The sequence below is a fragment of the Propionivibrio sp. genome (genome assembly GCF_041441355.1).
GTDB lineage: Bacteria > Pseudomonadota > Gammaproteobacteria > Burkholderiales > Rhodocyclaceae > Propionivibrio.
In genome coordinates this window covers 1-17,878 of sequence record NZ_JASDTF010000036.1, presented here as the reverse complement: position 1 = coordinate 17,878, position 17,878 = coordinate 1, and the positions used below count along the sequence as shown (strand labels likewise).

16 protein-coding genes are annotated in these 17,878 nt (G+C 64.6%); 12 read left to right on the top strand and 4 right to left on the bottom strand.

Translation table 11 applies throughout. The features are described 5' to 3' along the window. The first annotated feature begins 179 nt into the window (after window positions 1–179). Complete coding sequence (locus QMB55_RS12125; protein WP_497588972.1) at window positions 180–1,889, top strand: hypothetical protein; 1,710 nt, start codon at window positions 180–182, stop codon at window positions 1,887–1,889. 157 nt (window positions 1,890–2,046) lie between these two features. Here the strand turns inward: QMB55_RS12125 and QMB55_RS12120 are convergent, their stop codons facing one another. Next, on the bottom strand, window positions 2,047–3,672 hold the full coding sequence (locus QMB55_RS12120; RefSeq protein ID WP_497588971.1) for a methyl-accepting chemotaxis protein: 1,626 nt from the start codon (window positions 3,670–3,672) through the stop codon (window positions 2,047–2,049). Window positions 3,673–3,900: 228 nt separating this feature from the next. On the opposite strand from QMB55_RS12120, the gene QMB55_RS12115 reads away from it, so the two are divergent. Further along, window positions 3,901–5,817: an MFS transporter gene (locus QMB55_RS12115; RefSeq protein WP_497588970.1), complete on the top strand. Its 1,917-nt coding sequence runs from the start codon at window positions 3,901–3,903 to the stop codon at window positions 5,815–5,817. A 36-nt stretch (window positions 5,818–5,853) separates the two neighbouring features. Further along, window positions 5,854–6,753 carry a 4-hydroxybenzoate octaprenyltransferase gene (ubiA, locus tag QMB55_RS12110; protein ID WP_497588969.1) on the top strand — a complete coding sequence of 300 codons (900 nt, stop codon included), beginning with the start codon at window positions 5,854–5,856 and terminating at the stop codon, window positions 6,751–6,753. Window positions 6,754–6,804: 51 nt separating this feature from the next. On the opposite strand, the gene QMB55_RS12105 is transcribed toward ubiA, so the two are convergent. Beyond that, window positions 6,805–7,308, bottom strand: a complete 504-nt coding sequence (locus QMB55_RS12105; RefSeq protein ID WP_497588967.1) for a Dps family protein — start codon at window positions 7,306–7,308, stop codon at window positions 6,805–6,807. 195 nt (window positions 7,309–7,503) lie between these two features. On the opposite strand from QMB55_RS12105, the gene ubiD reads away from it, so the two are divergent. Together ubiD and QMB55_RS12095 are read left to right on the top strand one after the other, a co-directional pair. Then, window positions 7,504–8,967, top strand: a complete 1,464-nt coding sequence (gene ubiD, locus QMB55_RS12100) for a 4-hydroxy-3-polyprenylbenzoate decarboxylase (protein ID WP_497589014.1) — start codon at window positions 7,504–7,506, stop codon at window positions 8,965–8,967. Then, window positions 8,964–9,476 (top strand): GNAT family N-acetyltransferase, encoded by a 513-nt coding sequence (locus QMB55_RS12095; RefSeq protein ID WP_497588966.1) that lies wholly within the window; start codon window positions 8,964–8,966, stop codon window positions 9,474–9,476. Before ubiD ends, QMB55_RS12095 begins: the two co-directional genes overlap by 4 nt. 24 nt (window positions 9,477–9,500) lie before the next feature. On the opposite strand, the gene dacB is transcribed toward QMB55_RS12095, so the two are convergent. After that, on the bottom strand, window positions 9,501–10,943 hold the full coding sequence (gene dacB / locus QMB55_RS12090; RefSeq protein ID WP_497588965.1) for a D-alanyl-D-alanine carboxypeptidase/D-alanyl-D-alanine endopeptidase: 1,443 nt from the start codon (window positions 10,941–10,943) through the stop codon (window positions 9,501–9,503). 75 nt (window positions 10,944–11,018) lie between these two features. On the opposite strand from dacB, the gene QMB55_RS12085 reads away from it, so the two are divergent. The 3 genes from QMB55_RS12085 (at window position 11,019) to QMB55_RS12075 (ending at window position 13,693) form a co-directional block, all read left to right on the top strand. Beyond that, on the top strand, window positions 11,019–11,594 hold the full coding sequence (locus QMB55_RS12085; protein WP_497588964.1) for a PilZ domain-containing protein: 576 nt from the start codon (window positions 11,019–11,021) through the stop codon (window positions 11,592–11,594). 99 nt (window positions 11,595–11,693) lie between these two features. Then, the gene (locus QMB55_RS12080) at window positions 11,694–12,005 is read left to right on the top strand and encodes a DUF485 domain-containing protein (RefSeq protein WP_497588963.1); all 312 of its coding nucleotides are present in this window, start codon (window positions 11,694–11,696) and stop codon (window positions 12,003–12,005) included. A 14-nt stretch (window positions 12,006–12,019) separates the two neighbouring features. Then, on the top strand, window positions 12,020–13,693 hold the full coding sequence (locus tag QMB55_RS12075) for a cation acetate symporter (protein WP_497589013.1): 1,674 nt from the start codon (window positions 12,020–12,022) through the stop codon (window positions 13,691–13,693). A gap of 47 nt (window positions 13,694–13,740) precedes the next feature. Here the strand turns inward: QMB55_RS12075 and QMB55_RS12070 are convergent, their stop codons facing one another. Next, on the bottom strand, window positions 13,741–14,016 hold the full coding sequence (locus QMB55_RS12070; protein WP_497588962.1) for a hypothetical protein: 276 nt from the start codon (window positions 14,014–14,016) through the stop codon (window positions 13,741–13,743). Between the two features lie 347 nt (window positions 14,017–14,363). On the opposite strand from QMB55_RS12070, the gene groES reads away from it, so the two are divergent. The 4 genes from groES to QMB55_RS12050 all read left to right on the top strand — a co-directional run. Beyond that, on the top strand, window positions 14,364–14,654 hold the full coding sequence (gene groES, locus QMB55_RS12065) for a co-chaperone GroES (RefSeq protein ID WP_497588961.1): 291 nt from the start codon (window positions 14,364–14,366) through the stop codon (window positions 14,652–14,654). A 61-nt stretch (window positions 14,655–14,715) separates the two neighbouring features. Then, complete coding sequence (gene groL / locus QMB55_RS12060) at window positions 14,716–16,371, top strand: chaperonin GroEL (RefSeq protein ID WP_497588960.1); 1,656 nt, start codon at window positions 14,716–14,718, stop codon at window positions 16,369–16,371. A gap of 348 nt (window positions 16,372–16,719) precedes the next feature. After that, window positions 16,720–17,400 carry a response regulator gene (locus QMB55_RS12055; RefSeq protein ID WP_497588959.1) on the top strand — a complete coding sequence of 227 codons (681 nt, stop codon included), beginning with the start codon at window positions 16,720–16,722 and terminating at the stop codon, window positions 17,398–17,400. After that, window positions 17,369–17,878 (top strand): sensor histidine kinase N-terminal domain-containing protein (locus QMB55_RS12050; protein ID WP_497588958.1); only part of this gene is annotated, 510 nt, incomplete at its 3' end. The genes QMB55_RS12055 and QMB55_RS12050, both read left to right, overlap by 32 nt.

Sequence of the window (17,878 nt, the reverse complement as noted above, 5' to 3'; positions counted from 1 at the left end):
GCAGGCCGCATCCGGCGGTCATCCTGGCGGTGCCGGCCTGGAAGCGCCTGTAGGTGTGCTTTCTCGGGGGTCGATTGAATACAGCTGGGATCTAGATTTGTGTGGGATATTTCAACGATCATGCGTAGCCGGGATGTGATTGATCGCTTCGGATTGACTTGTGGGTGCCGATCATTTGAATGAAAGCATGGTGGCTCATGAACGCACGGAGAATTCGATTCACGGTCGCAATCGCGCTACTCATCTACGGATGGGGGGCATTTGCCAGCGGAACGCGTGTCAGTGTCGGTGAAGTACGGTTTCTTCAGAATTCGGCGGCGATTCCGTATTGGACTTTTAATGTCGCTGCGTTTGCCTGCCCAAAGTGGCAGGCCGATATTGATGCCATTGTTGTGACCGGAAACGCCGATGCGTCGGAAGACGATCCGCAAGCGCTCTCGGTTCTCCGAGCCGAAAATGTCAAAAAGCACCTCCTTCTCCAGGGGCTGCCCGAGCACAAAATCCATCTTGAAGGCGTCGGTGCGCGTCTAAATGTTGGACCGCGCGAATTTAATCGTCGCGTTGATTTAGAAATGCACGGGCTGTCGAGCAGGACGCCGAATGACGGCTGTCGTCCCGCTTGGGGGCGGCAACTGACGGCCCTCCCTCTGGCCGAGGCGGTGCGTTTTGCCCATGAGCAGGTGGACTCGGGTGTGCTTGCGGCACATGTGCCGGCGGCGAACGCGATCGTTTTCGAACGGACGGATTTGCTTGAGGCGTTTCTGGTCGGGGCTGGAAGAATCGCGCTCGGTGCAGAGGATCGTACTGAATTGATGCGCGTGGCGATCATGCGGGGCAACTTGTCTCATGTTCAACGGCTCATCGCTTTCGGGATTACGATCTCGGAGTTCGACGATCCGAAAGCGCCTCTCGATTGGGCCGTCTGTGGGCGTGCTCCGCCGCAAGGTGACGAGACGCATGACTTTCCACTGCTCGACCTCTTGCTGTCCTGGGGAAGTACGCTCCAGAGCGTGTCTCCGAATGGAAAGCAATCCTGGGGGCGTGCGCTGTCGTGTGCGGCCAGACAAAATCGCTTGTTGGTGGCAGATTATTTGTTGGCCAGGGGCGCGAATCCTGATCAGCCGGTTGAGGCGCCGCCCTTGATTGAGAGTGGCGCACACTCGGACATGGTGCGCTTTCTGTTACGCGCTGGGGCCGATCCGCGCGCCCAAAATCGCGGTGGCGAGACGTTGTTCCATGTGTACAAGTTCACCCATGCCACCGAAGTCGGCTGGCTTGCCGGCTTGGGTCTGGACATCAATGCTCGAAAGGGAGGTGGCCCTGCCCCGATCGAGATGGCCGTTCGCTATGCCCCACCCGAAGTGCTGGCGGCTTTTGTGGCTCACGGCGCTGCGCTCGCGCCGACGAGCTGGTCGTTGATCCGGCAGGCGGGGGACAATCTGCCCGGATTGCTTTGGTTGATCGATCACGGTGCTCCGTTGGATGACGCTTCGACCACAGTGAGTCGGGCGATTCAGGAAGGGGATAGGCTCGTTGTCGTGATCGACGCCTTGCATCGACGCGGTTTCAATCTACGCTTGCCGGACCGGGACGGCGATACCCCTCTACGCTTGGCGATCCGTGCATTGGCGCCGGAAATGGTGGAGCGCTTGGTGACCTATGGTGCCGTCGATCAGCAGGGGGAGGCAAAGGCGGCCTTGGTGTTTGCGCGGCAGCAAGAAATCCGCCGTAGGCCCCCGATCCATAGTGGCTATGCTCCTTGGTGGGACGAGGCCGAAGAGCGCCGTCTGAATGCCGAGGACGTTCTGGCTGCGCGTCGGCTGAACAAGGCGCGCATCATTGATTTTCTGAGCAAGGTAGATTTGAAAGTCACGGCGTCGGTTGAGTGAACACGGGAGGCTTTCTCGATGCTCGGAGGATTTAATGGCGCCTACATTGCTTCCCTGCAGGCCGCATCCAGCGGTCATCCTGGCGGTGCTGGACTGGACGCGCCTGTGGATGCGCCTTCCAGGCCGATGCTCGGAACGCCGCGCCTGAGGCGCGGGCTCAGAGCTTGTAGGCGCCGACGATCTGCTGCACTTCGGAGGCCAGGGTGTCGAGATCTCGGGCGATCTGGGCGCTGTTGCCGGCGGCGGCGCTGCTCTCCTCGGACATCTGGGCGATGCGCTCGACCTGCTGGGCGATGCTGGTCATCGCCGAAGCCTGTTCGTGGATCGCGGCGGTGATCTCGGCGACGATGGCCACCGCCTCGCGGCTGCCTTCGCCGATCTGACGGATCGCCTCGCTCGCCTCGCGCGCCGAGTCGACGCCGCGGCCGACCTCGGCCACCACGTTGCCCATCCCTGCCGCCGCCTCGCTGGCGCTGCCGCGCATCGCCTCGATGGTCGCGGCGATCTCCTGCGTCGACGTGGCGGTGCGCTCGGCGAGCTTCCTCACCTCGTCGGCGACCACCGCGAAGCCGCGCCCCTGTTCGCCGGCGCGCGCCGCCTCGATCGCGGCGTTGAGCGCCAGCAGGTTGGTCTGGTCGGCGACCTCCTTGATCACCGCGACGACGCTGGCGATCTGCTGGCTGTGCGCCTCCAGGCCGCGGATGCGCTCGGCCGCGAGATTGACCGTGCTCGCGATGGTGTTGATGTCCGCGACCGTGCGCGCGATCACCGTCTCGCCCGACGCAGCCAACTGGCCGGAGGCGGTGGAGATCCGGTCGGCCTCGTGCGCCCGGTCGCCGACGTGGGTGATGCTCACCGTCATCTCCTCGACCGTCGCCGCCATGTGCGCCGCCGCCTCGCTCTGCTGGTGCGCGGCGGTGGCCACCTGGCCGGAGGTGGTGGACATCGCCGTCGCCGACTGGGCGACCGTGACGGCGCGCGTCTGGATGCCCTGGAGGTTGGCCTGCAAGGTATCGATCAGACGGTTGAGCCCCAGCGCCGTGGTGCCGATCTCATCCTGGCGGAGGATGGGCGTGCGCAGGGTGAAGTCCAGGTTGCGCTCGGTGCGGCCGACGCTGTCCTGGATCTGGGTGAGCGACTTTTGCACGCCGGAAATCATGAAGTAGCCCATCAGGCCGATGGCCGTGGCCGCGGCCAGAATCGCGACGATGGCGATCTGGGTGGCACGGGAGACTGTTGCCGTGACCTTGGCCGCATAGTCGCTGGCGCTCTTTTCGTTGTAGCCGACATGTTTGTCGATCGCGTCGGCGGCGGCTTGCGCCGCCGGGCGGAGTTCGTTGTGCAGCAAGGCCAGTGCCGCCGGGGTGTCGCCCTTGCGGGAAATGGGTTGGACCTTGCTGCGGAAAAGCTCAAGGTAGTTGGCAATGCCTTTGCGATCGGCCTCGAGCATTGCCCGGTCTTCGTCGCTGTTGAGGGTGGCTTCGTAGCGTTTGAAGTCAGCCTTGATCGAGTTTTCGAACTCCTGGATGCGTTGTTCGATTCCCGCCATCTCGGTCTCGTTAACGCTTGCGGCATGCGCATAGGCATTGACGCGGATGCGCTGGTAATTGGTGTTGATCGTGGCCAGGATCGAGATGCCGACCAGCGAATCCTCGCGGATGTTGCGGATGCCGTCCTGGGCGATGTGCGCGGCGTTGATCCCGACGAAGCCGACCGCGAGCAGCGCGACGACCGCGCAACAGATCAGAATCCACAGGCGTTTGGTGATGGTGAGGGTGTTCATCGCGAGGTCCTGGAAAAGGTGGCGCTGCGGATAAAATCGGCTGAAATTTCTTGCCGTGCGGCAGGATCCGCTGTCGTGGTCCGGGTCGCGCGGTTCACACTTCTGATTGTAGCCTTCGAATTCGAGCAGTTCAAGCCAGGACGCGCCCTGGCGCGGGGCAGATCGCGTATAGAATGCGTGCAGCCGCGATTCGTTGTTCATCCTTTCTTCCGCGTCACGCCCATCCGCATGCGTTCTGACTCCGTCTCGCCCGCAGAGAATGCCCACCGTTCGCAGTTCGCCCTGCTCGGGACGCGGCGTTTCGCGCCCTTCTTCGTTACCCAGTTCCTCGGGGCCTTCAACGACAACCTGTTCAAGAACGCGCTCGTCGTCCTGCTGACCTTTCAGGCGGCGAGCTGGACACGGCTTGCGCCCGAGCTGCTCGCCAACCTCGCGGCGGGGATCTTCATCCTCCCCTTCTTCCTCTTCTCGGCAACGGCCGGGCAGTTGGCCGACAAGTACGACAAGGCGACGCTGACCCGGATCGTGAAAGTGCTGGAAATGGCGATCATGGGCGTCGCTGCGCTCGGCTTTCACCTGCACAGCCTGAACGTTCTCCTGAGCGCGCTGTTCCTGCTCGGCCTGCACTCGACGCTCTTCGGGCCGGTCAAGTACGCCATCCTGCCGCAGCACCTGCGTGAGGATGAACTCGTTGGCGGCAACGCGCTGATCGAGAGCGGCACCTTTGTCGCCATCCTGCTCGGCACGCTGGCCGGCGGCGTCCTGGCCGGGGCGGGCGGGCATCCGGCGTGGATGGCTGGCGCCGGCTTTGCCGTGGCTGCGGCGGGGTTTGTCGCCAGCCTCAGCGTGCCGCGTGCGCCGGCGCCCGCGCCCGGACTGAGGATCAACCTCAACCCTTTTTCCGAAACCTGGCGCAACCTCGCGCTGGCGCGGCGTGAGCGCAGTGTCTTCCTGGCCATTCTCGGCATCTCCTGGTTCTGGCTCTACGGCGCGCTGTTCCTCGCCCAGTTTCCGGTTTATGCCAAAAACGTACTCGGCGGCGGCGAAAGCGCGGTGACCTTGCTGCTGGCGGTGTTCACCGTCGGCATCGGCGTCGGCTCGATGCTCTGCGAGCGCCTTTCGGGTGGGCACATCGAACTGGGCTTGGTGCCGCTCGGTTCGCTCGGGCTGACGCTCTTCGGCTTCGACCTTTTGTGGGCCTCGCCGGCGACGCCCCCGGCCGGTGCGCCGCTCGAGCTTGCGGCCGTCCTCGCCGTGCCGGGCGCTTGGCGCGTGCTCCTCGATCTCCTCGGGCTCGGCGTTTTCGGCGGCCTGTTCATCGTCCCGCTCTATGTGTTGATCCAGATGCGCGGCGAGCCCGAGGCGCGGGCGCGCATCATCGCCGCCAACAACATCCTCAATGCCCTGTTCATGGTCGTCGGCGCCGGCGGCGCGGCGGCCGCCCTCGCCGCCGGAATGTCGATCCCGGCGCTGTTTGCCGGCGCCGCCTTGCTCAATGCCGCGGTCGCGCTCTACATCTACCGCCTGCTGCCCGAATTCCTGCTGCGTTTCGTCGCCTGGCTGCTGGTGCATTCGGTCTATCGCCTGCGGACGCGTGGGCTCGAACACCTGCCGGCCGAGGGGGCGGCGGTGCTGGTCTGCAATCACGTCAGCTTCGTCGATCCGATCGTCATCGCGGCGGCGTGCCGGCGGCCGATCCGCTTCGTGATGGATCACCGCATTCACGCCACGCCCTTGATCGGCTTCGTCTTCCGCCACATGCGCACCATTCCGATCGCGCCCGCGAGCGAGGACGCGGCGCTCAAGGAGGCGGCCTTCGCCGAAGTGGCGCGTGCGCTGGCCGACGGCGATCTCGTCTGCATCTTCCCCGAGGGGCGGATCACCGACACTGGCGAGCTCTACCCCTTCCGCAACGGCGTGGCGCGCATCGTCGCCGAGACGCCGGTACCGGTCGTTCCGTTGGCGCTTTCCGGGCTGTGGGGGAGTTTCTTCAGCCGCAAGGGTGGGCGGGCGATGCGCAATCCCCTGAACCTGCGGCCCTTTGCGCGCGTCGACCTCGCCGTCGGGCCGGCGCTCGTGCCGCAGGCGGCCACGCCCGAGGCCTTGCAGGCCGAGGTTGCCGCCTTGCGCGGCGCGCGGCCTTGAGTCCTGGCCGGCGGCAAGCGGCGTAGAATGGCGGGCATGCAAAAACGATACGACTGGGCGGCACTGCGCGCGCGCATCGACCGCTACGAAAAGCTGATGCGGCTCGACAAGCCGATCGGCATCCTGCTGCTTCTGTGGCCGACCCTGTGGGCGGTGTGGCTGTCCGGGCGCGGCGATCCGAGCTGGGTGGTGGCCTGGATTTTTACCTTGGGTACGGTGCTGATGCGTTCGGCCGGCTGCGTGATCAACGACTACGCCGACCGCAAGTTCGATCCGCACGTCGAGCGCACCAAAAACCGGCCGCTGGCCGCCGGTACGGTGTCGGGCAAGGAAGCGCTGGGGCTCTTCGCCTTCCTGGTCTTTCTTTCCTTCCTGCTGATCCTGCCGTTCCGCAGTTGGTACGTGGTTGGCCTGTCGGTGGTGGCGCTCTTTCTTGCGGCGAGCTATCCCTACACCAAGCGCTTCCTCGCGATTCCCCAGGCTTACTTGGGCGTGGCCTTCGGTTTTGGCATGCCGATGGCCTATGCGGTGCAGCAGGGAAGCATTCCGGCCGAAGCGTGGTGGCTGCTGCTGGCCAACGTCTTCTGGGCGGTGGCCTATGACACCGAGTACGCGATGGTCGACCGCGCCGACGACCTCAAGATCGGGATCAAGACGTCGGCGATCACCTTCGGCCGCTATGACGTTGCGGCGGTGATGGCCTGCTACGCGCTGACCCTCGGGCTGATCGCCTGGGTCGGGTTTCGCGTCGGGCTGGGGGCGGTGTTCTGCGCCGGCATCGGCGTTTCGGCGGGGATCGCCGTCTACCACTACACGCTGATCCGCGACCGCGAACCCGCGCGCTGCTTCAAGGCTTTTCTGCACAACAACTGGATCGGCGCCAGCATCTTCGCCGGCATTGTTCTCGACTACGCCCTGCGCGGCCGCCTGGGGTGAGCCCGGCGACCGCGCAAGGCGTGCGGTGAGCGCTTATTCCGCTGATCGCGCTTATTCGTCTTCCAGCAGGCTGCGCAGCATCCACGCCGTTTTCTCGTGCAGGTCGAGGCGTTGCGTCAGCAGGTCCAGCGTCGGCTGATCGTTGGCCGCGTCGGCCACGGCGAGCAGGCTGCGCGCGGTGCGGGCCGTGGCTTCCTGCGCCGCGACCAGCAGAGCGACCATTTCCATGGCCTTGGGCTGGCCCTTGACCGGCGGAATGCTGGTCAGCTTCTGGTAGGCCTCGAAGCTGCCGGGGGCCGGTTCGCCGAGGGCGCGGATGCGTTCGGCGATGATGTCGAGCGCATTCCACTGCTCGGTGTATTGGCCCATGAACATCTGGTGCAGGCTGTTGAACTGCGGCCCGGTGACGTTCCAGTGGAAGTTGTGCGTCATCAGGTAGAGGGTGAAGCTGTCGGCAAGGAGGCGCGACAGCCCTTGGGCGATCGCGGCGCGGTCCTTGGCGTTGATGCCGATGTCGATTTTCGGCAGGGTGGGGCGTTTGTCTTTCTTGCTCATTTCGGTCTCCTGATCGTTGCTAACGGGATGCCCCCAGTTTAAGGCGCCGGGCGCAGAAGTCCATGCAAGGGCGGCTATCGGCGGCATAGGCTGCGCCAATCGCCGTCGGCAAGCGGGCGTGCGGACGTATAATCGGTGCCAGAAAACCCGCGGCCAGCGCGCCGTTCCACTCGGATTCGAAATCCATTCATGAGCATGAAATATCACGACCTGCGCGACTTCATCGCGCAACTGGAACGCATGGGCGAACTCAAGCGCATCGGCGTCGAAGTCGATCCGCATCTGGAGATGACCGAGATCTGCGACCGCGTGTTGCGCGCCGGCGGCCCGGCCATCCTCTTCGAGAAGCCCAAGGGCAGCACCATTCCGGTGCTTGCCAACCTGTTCGGCACGCCGCGCCGCGTGGCCTTGGGCATGGGTGAGGAATCGGTCGAGGCACTGCGCGAAGTCGGCAAGCTGCTTGCCTACCTCAAGGAGCCCGAGCCGCCCAAGGGGCTCAAGGACGCCTGGGAGAAACTGCCGGTGCTGAAGCAGGTGCTCAACATGTCGCCCAAGCTCGTGTCTTCTGCGCCGTGCCAGGAGGTGGTGTGGGAAGGGCAGGACGTCGACCTCGCGCGCCTGCCGATCCAGCACTGCTGGCCGGGCGACGTGGCACCGCTGATCACCTGGGGGCTGACCGTGACGCGCGGACCGCACAAGCCGCGCCAGAACATCGGCATCTACCGGCAGCAGGTGATCGGGCGCAACAAGGTGATCATGCGCTGGCTGGCGCATCGCGGCGGCGCACTCGATTTCCGCGATCACTGCCTGCAAAACCCCGGTCAGCCCTTCCCGGTGGCGGTCGCGCTCGGCGCCGACCCGGCGACCATCCTCGCGGCGGTGACGCCGGTGCCGGATAACGTTTCCGAGTACCAGTTCGCCGGCCTGTTGCGCGGCGGCAAGACCGAACTGGTGAAGTGCCTCGGCTCCGACCTTCAGGTTCCGGCCTCGGCCGAGATCGTCCTCGAAGGCTTCATCGATCCGAGCGAGACGGCGCTCGAAGGGCCGTACGGTGACCACACCGGCTACTACAACGAACAGGCCGAGTTTCCGGTGTTCACCATCGAGCGCATCACCCTGCGCCGGGACCCGATCTACCACAGCACCTACACCGGCAAACCGCCGGATGAACCGGCGATGCTGGGCGTGGCGCTGAACGAAGTGTTCGTGCCGCTCTTGCAGAAGCAGTTTCCCGAGATCGTCGACTTCTACCTGCCGCCGGAAGGCTGTTCCTACCGGCTGGCCACGGTGAGCATCCGCAAGCAGTATCCCGGGCATGCCAAGCGCATGATGTTCGGCATCTGGAGCGTGCTGCGCCAGTTCATGTACACCAAGTTCATCATCGTCGTCGACGACGACGTAAACGTACGCGACTGGAAGGAAGTGATCTGGGCGATGACCACCCGCGTCGATGCGGCGCGCGACACACTGATCGCCGAGAACACGCCGATCGATTACCTCGACTTTGCCAGTCCGGTGGCCGGACTGGGCAGCAAGATGGGGCTGGACGCGACCAACAAGTGGCCGGGCGAAACGAACCGCGAATGGGGGCGGCCCATGGTCATGGACCCGGCGGTCAAGGCGCGCGTCGACGCCCTGTGGGGCGAGCTCGGGCTGTGAGCGTCGTGGTCGCGAGCGGGCTGCGTGTTCTGCCGGTCGATCTGGCCGATGCCGCGCAGGCCGCGGCCTGGCTCGACCTGCTCGACCACTACGCGCGCGATCCGATGGGCGGCGGTGAGCCGCTCTCGGCCTTCGCCCGCGCGCACCTTGTCGAGCGCTTGCAGGCGCAGACAGGTTTTCACGGAGCCTTGGCCTGGTGTGAAGGTTCGACCGTGCCGGTCGGGCTGATCAACTGCTTCGCCGGTTTCTCGACCTTTGCTGCGCAACCCCTGCTCAACATCCATGACCTCGTCGTCCGCGCCGAGGCGCGCGGGCAAGGCGTCGGCCAAGCCTTGCTCGACTGGGCCGCGCAACGCGCGCTGGCGCTCGGCGGCTGCAAGCTGACGCTGGAAGTGCTGGCCAACAATGCGCCGGCGATGCGCGCTTACGCGCGCGCCGGCTTCGCGCCCTACACCCTCGACCCGGCGGCCGGACAGGCGGTTTTTCTCCAGAAAAAGCTCGCGCCCTGAGCGCGCTCGGCCTGGACCCTGGCCTTAGCGCGCCGCGACCCAGCGCAGCAGTTCGTCCATCGCCGCGCGCCCCTGGCGCGCGTTGGCGTCGTTGATCAGGATGACCACCACCCAGCGCTTGCCGCTCTGATCGAGCACGTAACCGGCGAGTGCGCGCGCGTTCTCGAGGTAGCCGGTCTTGAGGTGGGCGCGGCCATTGACCGGGCCGTCGGCGAAACGTTTCTTCAAGGTGCCGTCGACCCCGGCGAGCGGCAAGGACGCCATCAGGTCGGGCATTGACGGGCTCTTCCAGGCGGCGAGCAAGAGTTGCCCCAGGCCTTCGGCCGAAATGCGTTCCTTGCGCGAGAGGCCGGAGCCGTTGTCGAGCACGAGTTCGCCGACCCGCAGGTTCTTGCCAGCCAGCCAGCGTTCGATACGGCGGCGGGCACCGTCGTAGGTGGCCGGGCGCGCCGGGTCGAGGCTGAGGAAGATCTGGCGCGCCATGACGTTGTTGCTGAACTTGTTGACGTCGCGCACCACGTCGCCCAGCGGCGGCGAGGTCTGGGCGGCGAGCGTTTCCGCCGCCGCCGGCGTGGAGCCCGCGTGTACCGTGCCGCGCAGCGTGCCGCCAAGCTCGGTCCACAGGCCGCGCAGCAGGGCGCCGACCTGAGTGTCGGCGGGCCAGGGCGAGAGGTGCAGCGTCTTCTCGCCGCAGCTGGCGGCGAACTGGCCGGTCAGCTCGAGCGTCTCGCCGACGACGCGCACCTTGAAGCGTTCGCGCCACTCACCGCAGGCGTCCTGGGTCAGGGTCAGGCGGTTGTCGATGGGTGCCGGCTCGCCGGCCGTTTCGCTCGTCACCTCGACGCGGCCGCGCGCGGCGTCAGGGCGCAGCGCGAGCTGGAGGCTGGCGAGGTTGACGAGCAGGGCGTCGGCGCCGGCGTTGTAGGGGCGCAGCGGATCGTTGTCGAACGCGGCGGGATCGTGCGGCGGCAGGGCGAAGGCGCCGCGGTCGAGGACGATGTCGCCGCCGATGTCGCGCACGCCGCGGTTGCGCAGCTGGCGTAGCAGCAGCCAGGCGTGTTCCTGCATCAGGCGCGGGTCGCCGCTGCCGCGCAGGTAAAGGTTGCCGGCGAGCAGACCGGCGACGGGCGGCGCGGAGACGAGGGCTTCGGTCTTCCAGGTGTAGGCTGGGCCGAGCAGTTCGAGCGCGGCGTAGGTGGTGACGAGTTTCATCGCCGAGGCCGGATTCAGCGCGCGCTGGGCGTTGTGGCGCAGGAGCGGCTGGCTGGCGTCGACGCCCTGAATGAAAACGCCGATGTTCCGGGTGTCGATGCCGGCCGCCTTGAGCGATTGGGCGACGGCGGGCGGGAGCGTTTCCGCCGCTTGCGCGTTCGGCAGGGCGGGGAGGGCAATCAGCGTCGTGCAGGAGAGGGCTGCGAACAGGCGGCGCAGGCGGGCCGTGAGCAAAGTGTTGATGCAGGATTTCATGCCGGACAGGAGTATGTACTATGGTGACGGGGGGCGCAGGCGCGTCCCCGGATCATACCGCGCGAAAGGAGGCGCATGGCGGAGCAGCGCAAACATCAACGGGTCCGCTTTGTGCGCGACCCCAGCGTGCGCATCCGGCAAGGCGGGACGGGCAGCAAGGGCGCGCTGGAGAATCTGTCGCTGGGCGGCTTGCAGCTGCGCTGCGCCACACCGCTGGCGTTGCAGGCAAGTGCCTGCGTCGAGCTGCGCTTGCCGGGCAGTGGTTTGCTCGAACTGTCGGTGCGCATCGTCAGTCGTGTCGGCGAATGTTACGGTGCGCGCTTCATCCCGGGACCGTTGAGTGAGGCCCTGCTGCGCTTGGCCATCCAGCAAGGGCTGGCGAATGGACAGGCGGCTTCGCTGGCGGTCAAGGAACTCGGTGGCCGGCGCGTGATGCACGTCGTTGGCTGCCTGGGGAGCAAACTGGGCGCCGATTTTCAGTTCGCGCTCAACGCCGGCGTCGGCGAGATCGACCTCTCGGGTGTCACTGCGATCGACGCGGCCGGCATCGGGTTGTGCCGGCAGGCGCAGCAAGGTGGGCGGGCGAGCATCGTGCGCCCTTCGGCGTGCGTGCGTGTCGCGCTCGGTGAAGCAGAATCCACCTTTCCGTAATCGATTTCCTTTTTGTAAGAGGGCCGTAAGGATGCTTTCCTAAGGTGGCTGGGCAAGGTGCGCGGCGAGCCGGCCGCGCCCGATCCTCAGGAGAGCGAGATGAACGACGAAATTGCTGCCCGGGTAGAGGCCAACCCGAAATACCACCGACTGCTCCATGTGCGCCGAAGCTTCAGCATCGTCATGACGGTGCTGGTGATGCTGGTCTATTACGGCTACATCGTGCTCATCGCCTTCGACAAGGAATTGCTGGCCGCCAAAATCGGCGAAGGCATGACCACCTCGCTCGGCATTCCGCTCGGCGTCGGGGTGATCGTGATCACCATCGTCCTGACCAACATCTACGTGCGGCGGGCGAACACCGAGTTCGACGAGATCAACCGGCAGATCGTTGCGGAGGCCAAGAAATGAGCACGAAACCTCGCATGCTTCATCTCTGGCTTGCGCTTGCCGCCCTGGTGGCCGCAGGTGGCGCGCTGGCGGCCGGTGCCGACCTCGGCCAGACCACCAAGCAGAGCACCAACTGGGTGGCGATCGGGATGTTCGGCGTCTTCGTCGCGATCACCCTCGGAATCACCAAGTGGGCGGCCTCGCGCACGCGTTCGGCGGCCGATTTTTACACCGCCGGCGGCGGCATCACCGGCTTTCAGAACGGATTGGCGATCGCCGGGGACTACATGTCGGCGGCCTCGTTTCTGGGCATTTCCGGCCTGGTATTCGCCAGCGGCTTTGACGGCCTGATCTTCTCGATCGGCTGGCTGGTCGGCTGGCCGGTGATCACCTTCCTGATGGCCGAGCGCCTGCGCAACCTGGGCAAGTTCACCTTTGCCGATGTGGCCTCGTATCGCTTTTCGCAAACGCCGACGCGGGTTTTCGCCGCCTGCGGTTCACTGGTCGTCGTGGCCTTCTACATGATCGCGCAGATGGTCGGTGCCGGGCAGTTGATCAAAGTGCTCTTTGGCCTCGACTACACCTATGCGGTGATGATCGTCGGCGTGTTGATGATGCTCTACGTGCTCTTCGGCGGGATGACGGCGACCACCTGGGTGCAGATCATCAAGGCCGTGATGCTCCTTTCCGGCGCGACCTTCATGGCGCTGGCGGTGCTCTACCAGTTCGGCTTCAGCCCCGAGCGGCTGTTTACCAAGGCCGTCGAGGTACACGCCAAGCACGGTGCGATCATGGCGCCGGGCGGGCTGATCAAGGATCCGGTGTCGGCGATTTCGGTCGGCATGGCGCTGATGTTCGGGACGGCGGGCTTGCCGCACATCCTGATGCGCTTCTTTACCGTGCCGAGCGCCAAGGAGGCGCGCAAGTCGGTCGGCTGGGCAACGACCTGGATCGGCTACTTCTACATCCTGACGTTCATCATCGGCTTCGGTGCCATCGTCCTGCTGATCCAGGACCCCGCCAGCTACTACGTCGACGGTGACGTCGCCAAGGGGCTCAAGGGCGGCGGCAACATGGCTGCGGTGCATTTGGCCAACGCAGTGGGCGGTAACGTTTTCCTCGGTTTCATCTCGGCCGTGGCCTTTGCCACCATCCTGGCCGTGGTCGCCGGGCTGACGCTGTCGGGGGCCTCGGCGGTGTCGCATGACCTCTACGCCACGGTACTCAAGAAAGGTCGCGCCGATTCGGCCGCAGAACTGCGCGTATCGAAGCTGACGACGGTCGCTCTCGGGATCGTCTCGGTTGGGCTCGGGATCGCCTTCGAGAAGGAAAACGTCGCTTACATGGTGATGCTGGCCTTCGCCATCGCCTGTTCGGCCAACTTCCCGGTGCTGTTCATGTCGGTGTTGTGGAAGGACTGCACGACCCGCGGCTCGGTCGTTGGCGGCATCGTCGGTTTGATCAGCTCGCTCGGCTTGACCGTGCTCTCGCCGGCGGTGTGGGAGGCGGTGCTCAAGCATCCCGTCGGTAGCGCCCCCTTCCAGTACGCGTCACCGGCGATTTTTTCGATGACGGCAGCGTTTCTGACGATCTTCCTGGTCTCCAAGTTCGACCGCAGTGCCCAGGCGCAACTTGAGCGTTCCTTGTATCCGGCGCAGAAGGTTCGTTCAGAAACCGGTCTCGGCGCTTCTTCCGCCGCCGCGCACTGAACGGCAGGAAGCTGCGGAGGCCCGTCTTGTGACGGGCCTCCGTGCGGTCAGAACAGACTGCCGAGGACGCAGGCGTCGCGGGTGCGCAGGCGCTGCAGGCCGCGTAATGCTTCTTGCGAAGCGCCGTGCAAGGAGGCGTGCGCAAGAAAGAGCTCGAGCGTTTGCGCAAGGGGGAAGGTGCTGGACTGCCATTGTTGGCGGAAGGCGGGCTCGACGAGGCGTTCGCAACCCAACTTGCCGGGACGTAAACGAACAAAAACAGCGGTTTGGCCGTCGTGACGGATGACGACGGCGGTTTCGTGGCGGGGATTGGTGACGATCATGGGGGCGTATCGTAGCAGTTCGCCCCCGCGATACGCCATTCGGCGGGGTGTTACGCATGGTTACGCGAGCGCCACGATACTTCAACAGCGCATGAACGGCGCCTGTCGTATGATCAGATCAAGCATTGGAACCCCTCGGCTCGAAAGCGATTTCGAGACTTTAGCCCCGCACCGCGGGGCTTTTTTTTGCACCGGTCTTGAATTTCACCAGGTCGGCCCCTATTATTAGCACTCGTTGGTTGCGAGTGCTAATAGACGGTGCGTACCGCGCTGCGCCGGCACTGCCGGAATCGCCGCAACCCAGGGACAGTAGTCGTTACTTGTGCACAAACACTAGGAGAAACCGTATGAAAATTCGTCCTTTGCATGATCGCGTGATCGTCAAGCGCCTCGAAGAAGAGCGGAAGACCGCTTCGGGCATCGTCATCCCCGACGCCGCCGCCGAGAAGCCCGATCAGGGCCAGATCCTGGCCGTTGGCCCGGGCAAGCGCGACGAAAACGGCAAGCACGTCGCCCTCGACGTCAAAGTCGGCGACCGCGTCCTGTTCGGCAAGTACGCCGGTCAGACCGTGAAGGTCGATGGCGAGGAAGTGCTCGTCATGCGTGAAGAAGACATCATGGGCGTGGTCGAGGCCTGAGCCTCGCGTCCCGCGTACCTGATCCGAACTTTCAGCACAACGAACATTTAGGAGTATCAGAATGGCTGCAAAAGACGTTAAGTTTGGCGATTCCGCCCGTTCCCGCATGGTTGAAGGCGTCAACATCCTGGCCGACGCGGTCAAGGTGACGCTGGGCCCGAAGGGCCGCAACGTGGTTCTGGAGCGCTCGTTCGGCGCCCCGACCGTGACCAAGGACGGCGTTTCGGTCGCCAAGGAAATCGAACTGAAGGATAAGTTCGCCAACATGGGCGCCCAGATGGTCAAGGAAGTCGCTTCCAAGACCTCGGACATCGCTGGCGACGGCACCACCACCGCCACTGTTCTGGCCCAGTCGATCGTCCGCGAAGGCATGAAGTACGTGGCCGCCGGCATGAACCCGATGGACCTGAAGCGCGGTATCGACAAGGCCGTTACCGCCACCGTCGAAGAGCTGAAGAAGCTGTCGAAGCCCTGCTCGACCAATAAGGAAATCGCCCAGGTCGGCTCGATCTCGGCCAACTCCGATTCGTCGATCGGCGACATCATCGCCCAGGCGATGGAAAAGGTCGGCAAGGAAGGCGTGATCACCGTCGAAGACGGCAAGTCGCTGAACAACGAACTCGACGTTGTCGAGGGTATGCAGTTCGACCGTGGCTACCTCTCGCCCTACTTCATCAACAACCCGGACAAGCAGATCGCTATCCTGGACAACCCGTTCGTCCTGCTCTTCGACAAGAAGATCTCGAACATCCGTGACCTGCTGCCCGTGCTCGAGCAAGTCGCCAAGGCCGGCCGTCCGCTGCTGATCATCGCTGAAGACGTCGAAGGCGAAGCCCTGGCCACGCTGGTGGTCAACAACATCCGCGGCATCCTCAAGACCTGCGCCGTCAAGGCTCCGGGCTTCGGCGACCGTCGCAAGGCCATGCTCGAAGACATCGCCATCCTGACGGGCGGCCAGGTCATCGCCGAGGAAGTCGGCCTGACCCTCGAGAAGGCCACGCTGGCTGAGCTCGGCCAGGCCAAGCGCGTCGAGATCGGCAAGGAAAACACCACGATCATCGACGGTGCTGGCGTTGCCGCCAACATCGAAGCGCGCGTCAAGCAGATCCGCGCCCAGATCGAAGAGGCGACCAGCGACTACGACAAGGAAAAGCTCCAGGAGCGCGTGGCCAAGCTGGCCGGCGGCGTGGCGCTGATCAAGGTCGGTGCGGCCACCGAAGTCGAAATGAAGGAGAAGAAGGCCCGCGTCGAAGATGCGCTGCACGCGACCCGTGCTGCCGTTGAAGAAGGCATCGTGGCTGGCGGCGGTGTTGCGCTGCTGCGTGCCCGTGCTGCGTTGGGTGCTGCGCTCAAGGGCGACAACGCCGATCAAGACGCTGGCATCAAGATCGTGCTGCGCGCGATCGAGCAGCCGCTGCGCGAGATCGTCGCTAACGCCGGTGACGAGCCGTCGGTCGTCGTCAATGCCGTGGTTAATGGCCAGGGCAACTACGGCTACAACGCGGCCACCGGTCAGTACGGCGACATGGTCGAGATGGGCGTTCTGGATCCGACCAAGGTCACCCGCACCGCGCTGCAGAATGCCGCGTCGATCGCCGGCCTGATGCTGACCACCGATTGCATGGTTGCTGAACTGGCTGAAGACAAGCCGGCCGCTGGCGGCATGCCGGGCATGGGCGGCATGGGTGGTATGGGCGGCATGGGCATGGACATGTAAGTCCTCGCAGTTGCCTGCTTCCGGGCCGTTGTCGGCCCGGAAAGAAAAAGCCCCGCACGGTTTTTCGGCGGGGCTTTTTTTGATTGGCATTCGTGGCCGGCGCATGCTTTGGTGCACAAAGGTCTTGCCTTTGCGGTACAGTCCGTGCGGCGGGTTTGGTTTGGCTGAGCTGGTCGAGAAAAAATGTCGGGGAGCGCCCGGTGCAGTGGCAGACGCCCCCCGAGTTCGGCGTTGGGCCGAACTCCAAGGACCATAAAGGAGAACAGCAGGCGTAGGTTAGGTAGCGAGGCTTACATTTTCCTTACGCAAGCACCTGATTTTTCGGGTGGATGATCAGAGGGGATGGGCATGCGGATTCTGCTCGCCGAAGACGATCGGGTCATTGCCGACGGTCTTGGTCGTTCTTTGCGCAAAAGTGGTTACGCGGTGGATTGGGTGGCCAACGGTGCAGATGCCGACAGCGCCCTGGTCTCCGGGACATACGATCTCGTGATTCTTGACCTCGGCTTGCCGCGCTTGTCGGGCCAGGAGGTGCTCAAACGTTTGCGGGCCCGCAAGTCAAACGTGCCGGTCCTGATCCTGACCGCGCTTGACGGGACCAGTGACCGGGTCAAAGGGCTCGATCTGGGCGCGGACGATTACATGGTCAAACCCTTCGAATTGGCCGAGCTCGAGGCTAGGGTGCGGGCGCTGACGCGGCGTTCGACCGGAACGGTCCCGTTGCTCCAATTCGGCGCGTTGGCGTTTGACCAGACCAACCGCTGCGCTTTGCTGCACGATGAGTTGCTCGACCTTTCGGCGCGCGAACTCGGGCTGCTCGAAATCCTCATGCAGCGCGCAGGACGCTTGGTGAGCAAGGATCAGCTGGTCGATCACCTCTGCGGCTGGGGCGAGGAGGTGAGCCACAACGCCATCGAAGTCTATGTGCATCGCCTGCGCAAGAAGCTTGAGAGCAGCGGGGCCACGATCACCACCGTTCGCGGGCTTGGGTACTGCTTTGAGAAAAGCGCGCACGAACTCCGCGCCTGAGAGTCAGCGCTCGCTGTTCGGCGAAATCCTCGACTGGATGCTGGCGCCGCTGCTCTTCGTCTGGCCCTTGAGCATTGCGGTGACGCATTACTTCGCCACCAACGTTGCGGATTATCCGTACGACCAGGCGTTGCGCGAACAAGTCTTGGCCATTGCGCGGCAAGTTCGTTTTGAGCGGGGCGAAGCCCAAATCAGCCTGTCGGTGGCGGCGCGAGCTTTATTGCGGGCAGACGAGATCGACAGCGTCTACTTCCACTTGCTCAACCGTGACGGGCGGCGGGTGACGGGCGACAGCGAGTTACCACTGCCGAGGGATTTGACGCGGCTTGTCGGGCTCGAATCGGGCGAGGTGTGGTTTCGCGACGACGAATCCCGTGGGCAGGATCTGCGCGTGGCCTACACGCGGATCGCTGCCCCTGATGGGGCAGCTTGGGCGCTGGTCGAAGTGGGAGAAACGCTCGACAAGCGGCGGCAGCTG